This window comes from Bartonella sp. AA81SXKL (assembly GCF_042196945.1).
Lineage (GTDB): Bacteria > Pseudomonadota > Alphaproteobacteria > Rhizobiales > Rhizobiaceae > Bartonella.
The window spans coordinates 43769-55997 of record NZ_JBHIRH010000008.1; the positions used below are offsets into that span (position 1 = coordinate 43769).

Below are 12229 nucleotides of genomic sequence, written 5' to 3' on the forward strand. Positions count from 1 at the left end.
ACAATTCCTTGTATATGGTTTCATTGTATATGGTTCAGCTTATTTATTTTTGCATTTTTCATGTCATAAAAACAGATGCCCCTTGATCTGCACGATTAACGAATTGACGAAAAACATGAAAAAGTTCGCGTCCAACACCATGTTCGTTTTTTGAAAGATCCGGAGGTATGATTTTTCGCGCGTTAAATTTTGCTAAATCCTCCAAAAGAGTTAATTTACCCTCATGAGCATCAAGAAAAACAATATCACCATCCTGCAAACGTGCAATGGGGCCATTATCCACTGCTTCTGGTGTCACATGGAGAGCAGCAGGAATTTTTCCTGACGCTCCTGACATACGCCCATCGGTTATCAATGCTACCTTTTGACCGCGATCTTGTAAAACGCCTAAAATGGTTGTTAATTTATGAAGCTCTGGCATACCATTGGCTTTTGGTCCTTGATAGCGAATGACAGCGATAAAGTCTTTATTATGCAACACTCCAGATTTAAAAGATTTTTGTAGTTCCTCTTGATCATTAAAAACAAAGACTGGTGCTTTAATCTGCCAATACTCTGGTTTAACAGAGGAAACTTTTATAATAGCTGTTCCCAAATCTCCTGATAAAACACGAAGACCACCATCAAGCTGAAATGGCTTTCTCCACCCCGCTAACACCTTATGATCACCACTTTCCTTAAGAGCCGCTTCACGTACCACATGACCATCAGCAGAAAGCTTTGCTTCAATTGCATAAGCATTGAGATCTTTACCAAAAACCGTAGAGACATCTTCATGTACCAAACCTGCCTCGATAAGCTCGCGAATAATAAATCCCATTCCCCCCGCAGCATAAAAATGATTAATATCTGCTAAACCGTTAGGATAAATGCGCGCTAAAAGAGGCACAACGGATGAAATTTCTGCAATATCATGCCATGTCAATTTAATACCGCAAACAGCAGCCATAGCAATCAAATGAATCGTATGATTGGTAGAACCTCCTGTTGCATTTAATCCTACAATGGCATTCACAAAAGAACGCTCATCAATGATCATACCAAGTGGACTATAATGATCACCAAGATCTGTCATTTCAAGTACACGTTTCGTAGCTTCTTTTGTTAAAGCATCACGCAATGGTGTATTCGCATTAATAAAAGAAGCTCCCGGCATATGAAGCCCCATCATCTCCAGTATCACCTGATTAGAGTTAGCTGTTCCATAAAATGTACATGTTCCTGGCCCATGATAAGAACGTGCTTCTGATGCTAAAAGTGTTTGGCGATCTATTTTATTTTCCGCGTAAAGTTGACGTATCTTCGCTTTTTCATCATTACCTTGACCACTTGTCATGGGACCAGCTGCTATAAAAATTCCTGGTAAATGACCAAATGTTAGTGCACCAATCAATAAACCTGGTACAATTTTATCACACACCCCAAGATACAATGCTGCATCAAAGACATCGTGTGATAAGCTTATAGCTGTCGCCATTGCAATTACTTCACGCGAAAAAAGGGAAAGCTCCATCCCCGCATTTCCCTGTGTAACACCATCGCACATCGCGGGAACACCACCTGCAACCTGTGCAACACCACCAACCATACGGGCCGACTCTTTAATTAAGTGAGGAAACTTTTCAAAAGGTTGATGCGCTGAAAGTATATCGTTATATGCCGTGATAATGCCAATATTCCCAACGATATTTCCCTTCAAACGCTCTTTATCTATTGCACTACAAGCAGCAAAGCCATGAGCCTGATTGGCACATCCTAAAAAACTCCGTTTGGGGCGATGAACTTGTGCTTTTGCAATACGATCTAAGTAAATTTCTCGTGTTGATCGAGAACGTTCATAAATCCTTCGTGTAACTGTGGCAATTGTCTTGGAAAGTGCCATATTTCTCTCCCCCTTCATTGTTTCTTCCCCTCATTCATTGAGAGAGATTACGTTTTATTCACCTTGTGTCGCATACTTTGATTCACTTATTTCATTTTCTGCAGGCGACCAATAAACCTGAACGAGATGAGGGGAATTACGCAAAATTGCCCGAATAGGCATTTCTATTTCAAACCCGTCTTGACAAGCTTCTTCAAAACAATCGCGTTTCTGAAAACCTTCGAAATGGAGAATAATACAACGAGATTGCATAATAACTGGCAAAGTTAGTGAGAGTCTTGGCTCAACAGCACTCTTAGCATGAAGGGGTAAAACAAGTGCTTGTGTTCGTAAATCAAGCGCTTGCTTTAAACGATCAGCATCAGGAAAAAAAGATGCCGTATGTCCATCCTCCCCCATTCCTAAAACAACAACATCAAAGGGTTTAGGCAAAGTATTAACACGACTCGCCGCTGAAAAAGCAGCAAGTTCAGCAGTAATTGCTTTATGATAAAGCCCTACAAAACGTGCTTTTTCGGCAAAATTTTGTAACAAATGACACCGTACCATATATTCATTTGAACGTTCATCGTGTGTAGGGACAAAACGTTCATCGACCAAAGTGATAATGATCTTTTGCCAATCAATATCCGCTTTTGACAAATAATGAAAAAACAATTCTGGTGTTTTACCACCAGACACCGCTAAAACTGCTCTCTTGCGCTCAAGAACAGATACACTAAGCTCTGCGGCTACTCGATCTGCTAATGCCAAGGCTAAAGTCTGAGGGGTTTCAAAATCTAAACGGTCAATATTCATTCTATACATACTTATTGCTCTAAACTAAATTGTTCCATATACGCCCATCACGTTCCATGAGGCTCATCGAAGCAGACGGCCCCCACGAACCAGCGTTATAACTGTGAACAGGCTGTTTTATTGCTTCCCATCCCTCAATGATTGGATCAATCCAACGCCAAGCAGCCTCAACTTCATCACGACGCATAAACAGTGTTTGATCTCCACGAATAACATCCATTAATAAACGTTCATAAGCATCAGGATTACGTTCAGAAAATGCGGAAGCAAAACTCATGTCTAATGGAATGTGACGAAACCGCATACCGCCATAACTTGGATCCTTAATCATCAACCATTGTTTTACACCTTCATCAGGTTGGAGACGAATTACAAGCCGATTAGAAAAAATTTCATCTAAATCCACATTAAAAATATTATGAGGAATAGGTTTAAAAACCACAACAATTTCAGACATTCGCGTGAACATGCGCTTACCTGTTCGTAAATAAAAAGGCGTATTAGCCCAACGCCAGTTATCAATCTTAACCTTAAGTGCTACAAATGTTTCACTCTTACTCACTCTTCCCAGATCATCAAAATAGGACTCTACCGATATACCATTTGATAGACCAGAAAGATACTGCCCACGTACAGTATGCTGCCCTACATTATGGACATCAAGCGGTGTTAAAGAATGTAAAACTTTAAGTTTTTCATCGCGCACAGCATTAGCACTGTTAGTAAATGGTATTTCCATCGCAACCAAACAAAGTAATTGTAGCATATGGTTTTGAACCATATCGCGTAGAGCACCAGTGCTTTCATAATATTCTGTACGCCCCTCTAACCCCAAAGATTCAGCAACGGTTATTTGAACATGATCAATATAATTGGAGTTCCATAGCGGTTCATAAAGTGTATTAACAAACCGCAATGCCATTAAATTTTGAACAGTTTCCTTCCCAAGATAATGATCAATACGAAAGATCTGCTCTTCATTAAAGGCGCTTGCAAATACATCATTAAGTGAAACAGCTGTTTTTACATCACAACCAATTGGCTTTTCAATGATAATCCGTGTTTGTGCTGTCACCAAATCATTTTTTTCCAACTTCATCGCAATATCAGCAAAAAGTAACGAACCAACAGCCAAATAAAAAGCTCGAATATCCGCTGAATCTTGTGACAGAAGAAGGGCTAAATCCTCCCACCCTCGATTTGAGGAAACATCAACAGAAACATAGCTTAAACGTGCAAGAAAACGATTGAGTTCTGTTGAATTGAGATCTTTTGGATGGATATGTTTTTCTAAAGAAATGCGGACAAAATTTTGATATTCTTCACGACTTAAGGAAGTGCGCGAAACCCCAATAATACGTGTTGGCTCACTGAATTGCCCAGCACACTGACAATGATACAAAGCCGGCAAAAGCTTGCGCAACGCCAGATCACCATTGCCACCAAAAACAATACAATCAAAGGAAGAAACTGGAATAATTTTACGCACCATGAACTTGTTTATTTTTCTATTCGATTATGAAATCCCATATCACTTATAAAAGCTTTCATCATTAAAGCAGACAGATACTAAATAAGCCATTAATTTTCTTCATTTCAAGCAATGTTTCCATTAAAGGCGATCCAATAAAGAAAACCAACGCATTGCTAAAAATATAAGCGGATAACGCAAAACTCTTCCTCCCGGAAAAGATGAAATCTTTAAGTCTTGGAAATAGGAAAAACGTTCATATTTTCCAGTTAACCATTCTGCGTATAATTTTCCCACGAAAGGAGCCAGCATAACGCCATGCCCTGAATAACCACCACAATAAGTCATCCTTGAAAAAATTTGGCGAACATAGGGCATGCGTTCAACTGTGATGGCAACCGTTGCTCCCCACCGATGGCTTAAATTGATAGAATGTAATTGAGGATAAATTTCAACAATTTGCCGTTTTATACGTTCATCTAAATTTAGAGGATGCTTATTATCATAACTTTCTACACCACCAAATAAGAGACGATTATCAATGCTTTTGCGAAAATAGCGAACCATAAAACGGGAATCATCAACCGATTCCCCCCCTATAAGAATTGAACTATGCTTTGGTAATGGGTCCGTTGCTCCAATATAAGAGCGAATAGAAACAATATTTTTTTCAATAAAACGCTCCAGACCAAGTTTATACCCATTTGTTGCAAGTAAAACATGCTCTGCTGTTACACTACCTTTTTCTGTTATTACTTTCCAATGTGCTCCCTTGCGCCTTACGGTCGTTACTTGTGACTTCTCATAAAGCTTAGCACCAGCATCTTGTGCTCTTTTTGCCAACCCAATAATCAATTTTAAGGGATTTATATGACCGGTATCCGCATCATAAATACCACCACAATAAAAAGTTGATCCAAGTCGCTCAAATGTTTCAGCCTTATCCATAAAAGTAAGCGCGTGATAGCCATAACGCTGCATCGCCTCAATATGCTGTTGATAAGAGAGAAGCTCACGCCTTTTATGAGTTACAGAAAGCTGTCCTCCTATCAAATCACAAGGACAATTAGGCATTGCGCATAAAGCTAAAATATCTCTTTTAGCTTCTTCTGCTAAATCAAATAGAGCTTTACTTCGCTCAAAACCATACTTTTTTTCTAATGTTTCTACCCATTGCCGTTGCCCTGTTCCCAGCTGTCCACCATTGCGCCCTGAAGCACCATCACCAAAACGTGATGCTTCAAATAAAACAACATCTACTCCAGCCTTGGCTAAATGATAAGCAGCCGAAAGACCCGTAAATCCGCCTCCAATAATGACCACATCACACTGTCTGTTTTCACAAAAAGAAGGATAAGAGGGACGTTCTCTTAAAGCATCTTCATACCAAGAAATTCCTGGAGAAATTGAATTATAATCAATCATCGTCATAAAATTTAAACATTCAGCAGGAGATATTCACGCTCCCACGGACTGATTACTTCCATAAAAGTTTCAAACTCTTGTCGTTTGATTGCAGCATAAGTACTGACAAACACATCCCCTAAAATAGCACGTATCACTGTATCTTGTTCAAACAAATTGACTGCCTCAATGAGCCCACGCGGTAACTCAATATTATCAGCGTTTACATTATTTATCGCTGGCTCATCCGGCTCAATTTTTTGTTGCAAACCAATAAGACCACACGCTAAAGAAGCCGCAAGGGCTAAATAAGGATTCGCATCTGATGAAGGAAGCCTATTCTCAACACGTCGCGCTTGAGGAGCAGAACGGGGAACTCGAAAAGCTGTAGTACGATTATCATATCCCCACCGCAAATTAACAGGAGCCGAATTATCAGGGACAAGACGTCGATAAGAATTCACATAAGGCGCAAGCATCACAAGTACGCCTGGCATATGTTTTTGCAATCCACCAATAAAATGGCGAAAACAGATACTTTCTTCACCATTTTCCTGTGTAAAAATATTCATACCGGTTTTCTTATCAACAACCGATTGGTGAATATGCATAGCAGAACCCGGCTGCCCTTGAATGGGTTTTGCCATAAAAGTTGCATACATATTATGTTTTAGTGCTGCTTCACGAATTGTTCGTTTAAACATAAAAACTTGATCCGCTAATTCAATAGGATCACCATGACGTAAATTGATTTCAAACTGTCCTGCTCCTTCTTCATGAATGAGGGTATCAATTTCCAATCCTTGTGCCTCTGAAAATTGATAAATATCATCAATCAAATCATCGAATTCATTAACACCAGCAATGGAATACCCCTGTCCACCACCAATTGAACGCCCAGAACGACCAACCGGTGGAACTAACGGATAATCAGGATCGGGATTTTTTTGTACCAAATAAAACTCAATTTCTGGTGCCACAACAGGGCTTAAACCCATTTTTGTGTAAAAATGAACCACTGTTCGTAAAACATTGCGTGGTGTGTAATCCACAACCTGACCATTTTGATACACAAGATCACAAATCACCTGTGCCGTAGGAGCATCTTCCCATGGAACAATGCTTAACGTAGAAAGATCAGGCTCAAGGCGTAAATCACCATCTTCTTTAGGATATTCAAAACCATGACCATCTTCCGGATAATCCCCTGAAATTGTTGCCATAAAAACTGCTGAAGGCAATGCCAATGATGTTTCCGATGTAAATTTTTTAGAAAGCATCATCTTGCCCCGTGGTACCCCTGCTTGATCAGGCGTAATACATTCAATATCCTCTACCTTACGAAAAGCAAGCCATTGTGAAACTTGTTCCCAATTGCGCACACCACGTAAACTTTTGAGAAAACGAGAGACAGGTTTAAAATTCTTACTTTTCGTTTGTTTACCATTTTTTACAGCCATAACATACCAACTTTAAAAACAATCAAGTCCTATTCTTATTGTATCAGCCCATGCATAAACGACACGAAAAAAATTTATCAACTGATATTTTTGAAGAATACTATAAGATCTATCAAGGTAAAAGAACTTTACGCTCAAAAAGCTATCCTATCACCATAGTGAAAAAATTGATATTGCACCCGATACATCGGTGCGAACCTTCTCCTTATATAAAATAGCGAGAAATACCATATTGTACGTAACCTAATTCCGATTCAAATAATCATATATAAGCAAACATTGACGAGAATAATAAAGGCGAGATATTTAATTTCCTTTTGGTTGTAGCAATGCTTCATATTAAAAGAAAAGAAACTTTTCTTTTAATATGAAGCAAGTTTTGTAACTCTATTGTTATCCACATAGAAGTAAACACCCTAGGATGGTGAGTAGCCTTTACAGCTAGTGCTTACAAACACTCACCCCGCCATAATATGCGTAAATGTATTTTCAGGATAAGTCATACGCTCAGCATTTCCGACATGAAACTTAACCATCGTCTGCATAACAGAGCTATCAACCTTGTTCTGAGCGGATGGTACAGACTCTGCACTTATATCAATTCCCACCGCTTGACATTGCACTTCGCACACAATATTTAGAGCTGAGAATCTAGTAGAGCATACCAAATCCAATAGATAGGATTTTTTGCTAATTGCGCCATGCGTGATCCAACATTTGATAGTTTCCAGCCCACTAGGAGGTGTGTTATTTATATCTAAAAAGCCAAAAAATCAGGATATGAGAACACAATAATATCAATTTCCTTTGAACTAACGTCCTTTACGTCGATCTTTCACTATCGTAAAATCTTTTTTGTATCAGTTACTTTCACATACTTTGACTTATGATCTAGTGATACTGTGCAGATTGAGCACACATCCCCAGAGCCCAGATTATAATTAAGTTCGTACCATTCTGTTCTTTTATAGAGCTAATATTTGAGAATAAATAACCATAATCTTTAGATATAATACGCCTAGGTTTAATAATTACCGTAAGCTTATGTAAATCACAACCCAATTGTGATAATGCCTCATAAATTTTACGAGGGTATTCGTCATTGACCGTCACGGCATCGCAAAATGCTGTGGAAGTCGGATATCCTCCGCCTAGACTGATAAAACTTTTTTGATCCTTCAATGCGTAAATATCCTTTCCAGCCTTAGTTAAGGTGGATACTATTAACTCAGTCGAATTCAAATTAGAGCCCACATGCAAAGGCACCCCATTAAGCCTAATCCTATTGGATTCTAGCAAAGATAATGCGGCACGTAACTTCGCCGCAGTCATACCAAAACACGATCTATCCCCGTTTGCCAGTACATGGCACAATCTCAATGAGATTTTAGGTAATATGTCAAAATGGCGTGCAAGAGTGATGATGTCATGTAATTCGATAATATTATCACACTGGATATTTATATGTTTTCTAATAGATAATTCTATCTCTTCTCGAAGTTTTACAGGGATATTAAAAAATGTATCTCTACCTTTAAAACCATCTTTTTGCGCTAATGATATTTCATAACCAGACGCAAATTCCAAATCCCAGCAACATAACAAAGATACCCCGCACGTCCATTAAAATACCCTGCTTTTTCTCGCCCTAGGCATTCATAGCCCGACCGCGTAAAACAGGATACCAATTACAATATCAGACCATAAGGCTGCAAGAGAAAGTTCTTTTATATTTTTATCTTTACATTGCCTCTTAAACAAGCTCATCTGTTCATATAATGAGTTATATGTATAATACATATAACTTCTACAAAAGGAGGATTCATTATGTTCCGTAAAAATCTTTGGTAATACACTCGGATGATTGGATCACCTGTCGCCCGTCAATAATATAGTGCGAGTTAAGAAATTGGGGGAGGTAAGCTATGCAACTCGTGGATCATCCTTTTGTGAAGTTCGATCAACTCAAGCCGATTTACAACTTCACATATCCGTTATTTCGCACTATTTCAAATGAATTTTACGATTACCTAGACTTTAATAAACTAGCGCAAAGTAAGCAGATTCCACAAGCGCGTACCATTTCTCTTTATTTGCATATTCCCTTTTGCGAAACCATCTGTTCCTTCTGTCCCTTTCAGAAAGGGGCCTACAAGCACGTTAAGCAAATCGAATCTTATATGTCAGCGCTTACCACAGAGATCAGAACCAAAGGAAATTTCATTCGCTCGCTTAGAGGGCCCATCCGCAGCATCTATATAGGGGGGCGGCACACCGTCGCTTTTGTCCGCAGATAATATCCGACACATCGGAAAAGTATTGCATGCCGAATTTGAGCTCTCTTCCTTAACCGAATTTACACTGGAAAGCGAACCGAAGAGCGTCATACGTGATAAACTTTATGCTGCCCGTGAGATCGGCGTTAACTGAATCAGCTTCGGCATACAGAGTTTCATTGAGCGTTTCCGATCATTGTTTAACCTCACCTCAACACGTGAACAAATCAACAATACCGTGGCTTGATCACAAGACATAATTGGACATGTCGGTTTCAACCTACTATATGGCATGCACAGCCAGCAAGCTGAAGAACTATTATACGATTTGAAGCAAGCCAGCGAGCTTCACCCTGAAACCATCAACCTCTATGCAATCAACAATCTGGCTATCACGTCGCAACTGCATAAGTCTTACGCACAAAAAGGGCTAAAACCGTCCAGCCTACAGCATCGACAGATGCTTCGATTATTTAGCGATATCGTTATGCGCAGCTGCGGCTATGCGCCGTGTAATGGGCATTCCTATATCAAAATTGCCAATAACACTCCTCTAACGCTCGCTAAAACGAGTTCAGCTAATTATTTCCGCTATCACAAATATTTGCATGGTTATCATGACAATTATGTGGTTGGCTTTGGGGCGTCAGCACTGTCGATTCTCGGCTCACTCGTCACACGAGCCAATCCCAGTCGAAGCGGATACATTACCGACATACAACTTAAAGGAAAATCCAAAGTATACTACAATTGGGTATCAGCGGAGCAACAAGCCTCCAAAGCTTTGTGTATGCGGCTACCTTATAACGGCTATGCCAAAAAAGAAAGAATTGACTGGACCGCACTTCCCTCTTTCGTATACAATAACCTACAACAGCTCATAGGTGCAGGTCTCATCGCAGAAAGTGATAACAATCTCCAGCTGACTCAGCGTGGTTGGCAATGGTATTCCAACCTTATGTATTTTCTTCTACCTCAGGAAGACAGGAATATCTTGGACGACTATGTCGCAAACATGCTGAATACAACCGCCGTACTTGATGGAACAGCGGAAACCTGTGTGGCATCTTAAGGAGAACAGAATGTTCACGCTTTTTGCCAACAAGAACATACGCTATTTTTGCCTAACCGTTAGTCTGCTCGCCTTACTCAGCGGTGCTTTGCGCACTGCCATCCCGCTATTAGCAAGACAATCTGGATATGGCATAATCGGAGTAAGTTGGGCGCAAGGTCTCTTTTCATTAGCGTGGCCAATTTTCGGCATCCTTGCAGGCGCTTTACTTGATCGCTGCGACAAAATAAAACTTGCCACCTCGGCTCTCTTCATCTTCATGCTACTGCATATTGTCCTGTTCGTACTGCTCATGATACAGATTACTCCAACCGAACAAATTTTCTTCTATGCAACCATTGCTGGATTCATCGTCGTTTCTGCCGAAGCTTATATAATGACGATTCCACCACTTATCATGGAGGGAGAGCGATTGATGACCTTCTACTCTATTGTCTTGTTTTTAGATTTCGGGGTCTCCTATTTTCTTGCCCCTGTCATAACAAGCAGCATTTTAGCGCATAGCACACTGCTATTTCTCGGCCTGTTAATCGTGCTTTTTATCACATTGATTTTTACCGCTCGCCATGCTGTTCCGACATCGCCAACACCTGATAAAGAAAACATCACTTTCCGTTATATCATTGCCGGCTTTCATTTCATTTTTTCAAATCGGCATCTTACCTCCCTTACATTACTCACATTCTTTCTATCGGTGGTATTTGGAGCATTCCTAACCTCATTCATCTTCTTCGTTACCGACAGTCGGTATCTGGGCCTACATAGCAGCCAATATGGCGTGATGTTTGCAGCCTACGCGCTTGGTACAATGGCAGGTGCCTTATTTGCACCGCATATACGTTATGCACCGGTGCGCCTAGCTGTTCTCACTGACGGTTTAGGAACGGTTGTCTTGCTGTTGATTCCAGCCTTTTCAAAAAGTGCTGTCGTCGTATGGGGCGTCACCTTTATCGCTGGCATTGGAGCAAGCTTATGGTTTATTGGTGTTACCGCCTTCAGGCAGCGCCTCACACCAAAGCAACTTCTCGGGCGAGCTAATTCTGCTTTTCGAGTGATAGGCTATGCTGGAACGCCGGTCGGAAGCTTTTTGGTCGGCGTCCTTGGTTCTTTTATATCATTGCAGTTTGCTGCCACCTTTATCGCTGGGCTCCTATTGGTGGCTATCGCGATAACGCTTCCATTTCTTTGGCAGGCTGATCATATAAACACACCCAATCCTGCCACGAGGTAACAGCTGCTTTAAAAAAAAGACACGGTCAAAAAAGGCACACATACCCTATTACGCAATCGATTGATCTGTTCTTTGGATGAGAAAATTATCACCATAATGGCTGATAGAGCCAGCGGCACTATAGAAGCAGCCAAACAAACGCTAAAGACAAAACAGCCCCTTTACGTTGCATTGGGCGATGATCCAACGCCTATATGAAGGATGCAGAGAGCTTATAGCGTACGAAGTGCAATTCTTAACTAAAAACTCCGCCCTAGCAATGCCTACTTATACTCCAGTTAATCCGTTACCCGCTGGACATCAAATGCCTCACCCCTTTACTGCTCCTCAAAATACATTTTGCTGCACTTACGCGCCGTATTCTTCCTTTGTAATTAAAAGAGCAGCCCTCCTTTCCTAGTTTAGGATCCCTGCCTACACAATGCAGCAACAGATGCGACCATATATGCATTCACGCCTTAGGGCCTGCATAGTAGAAAGCTTAGTTCGAGAGATTCATAAAGCCTATATCCCAATAAATTTTCCACCCAATCCACCTTTTAAAAGGGCGGCTTTATATAAACCGTTAGAGTAAGCTATGAAATCCTTAGGTGTATTAGAAATAATTGACGGTTTTTACCTCAGACCAATGTTGA

At 40.4% G+C, this 12229-nt stretch carries 10 protein-coding genes; 3 read left to right on the top strand and 7 right to left on the bottom strand.

Going from position 1 to position 12229, the window contains the following annotated elements:
- Positions 1-58: 58 nt before the first annotated feature.
- The 7 genes from edd to ACFINZ_RS05605 form a co-directional block, all read right to left on the bottom strand.
- Complete coding sequence (edd, locus tag ACFINZ_RS05575) at positions 59-1882, bottom strand: phosphogluconate dehydratase (protein ID WP_375634707.1); 1824 nt, start codon at positions 1880-1882, stop codon at positions 59-61.
- Between the two features lie 54 nt (positions 1883-1936).
- The gene (gene pgl, locus ACFINZ_RS05580; RefSeq protein ID WP_375618432.1) at positions 1937-2689 is read right to left on the bottom strand and encodes a 6-phosphogluconolactonase; all 753 of its coding nucleotides are present in this window, start codon (positions 2687-2689) and stop codon (positions 1937-1939) included.
- Positions 2690-2699: 10 nt separating this feature from the next.
- Complete coding sequence (gene zwf, locus ACFINZ_RS05585) at positions 2700-4172, bottom strand: glucose-6-phosphate dehydrogenase (RefSeq protein WP_375633535.1); 1473 nt, start codon at positions 4170-4172, stop codon at positions 2700-2702.
- Between the two features lie 120 nt (positions 4173-4292).
- The gene (locus ACFINZ_RS05590; RefSeq protein WP_375629621.1) at positions 4293-5576 is read right to left on the bottom strand and encodes an NAD(P)/FAD-dependent oxidoreductase; all 1284 of its coding nucleotides are present in this window, start codon (positions 5574-5576) and stop codon (positions 4293-4295) included.
- Between the two features lie 11 nt (positions 5577-5587).
- Positions 5588-7015, bottom strand: coding sequence for a glutamine synthetase family protein (locus ACFINZ_RS05595; protein ID WP_375633534.1), 1428 nt, complete (start codon positions 7013-7015; stop codon positions 5588-5590).
- Between the two features lie 458 nt (positions 7016-7473).
- A complete protein-coding gene (locus tag ACFINZ_RS05600; RefSeq protein ID WP_375636605.1) occupies positions 7474-7689 on the bottom strand; it encodes a class I SAM-dependent methyltransferase in 216 nt (71 codons plus the stop codon).
- A 217-nt stretch (positions 7690-7906) separates the two neighbouring features.
- The gene (locus ACFINZ_RS05605) at positions 7907-8602 is read right to left on the bottom strand and encodes a hypothetical protein (protein WP_375633533.1); all 696 of its coding nucleotides are present in this window, start codon (positions 8600-8602) and stop codon (positions 7907-7909) included.
- 981 nt (positions 8603-9583) lie between these two features.
- On the opposite strand from ACFINZ_RS05605, the gene ACFINZ_RS05610 reads away from it, so the two are divergent.
- The 3 genes from ACFINZ_RS05610 to ACFINZ_RS05620 all read left to right on the top strand — a co-directional run bounded on the left by ACFINZ_RS05610 (position 9584) and on the right by ACFINZ_RS05620 (position 11792).
- The gene (locus ACFINZ_RS05610; RefSeq protein ID WP_375633531.1) at positions 9584-10363 is read left to right on the top strand and encodes a hypothetical protein; all 780 of its coding nucleotides are present in this window, start codon (positions 9584-9586) and stop codon (positions 10361-10363) included.
- A gap of 10 nt (positions 10364-10373) precedes the next feature.
- Positions 10374-11594 carry an MFS transporter gene (locus ACFINZ_RS05615; RefSeq protein WP_375636608.1) on the top strand — a complete coding sequence of 407 codons (1221 nt, stop codon included), beginning with the start codon at positions 10374-10376 and terminating at the stop codon, positions 11592-11594.
- A gap of 72 nt (positions 11595-11666) precedes the next feature.
- A complete protein-coding gene (locus tag ACFINZ_RS05620; RefSeq protein WP_375614153.1) occupies positions 11667-11792 on the top strand; it encodes a hypothetical protein in 126 nt (41 codons plus the stop codon).
- Positions 11793-12229: the final 437 nt, after the last annotated feature.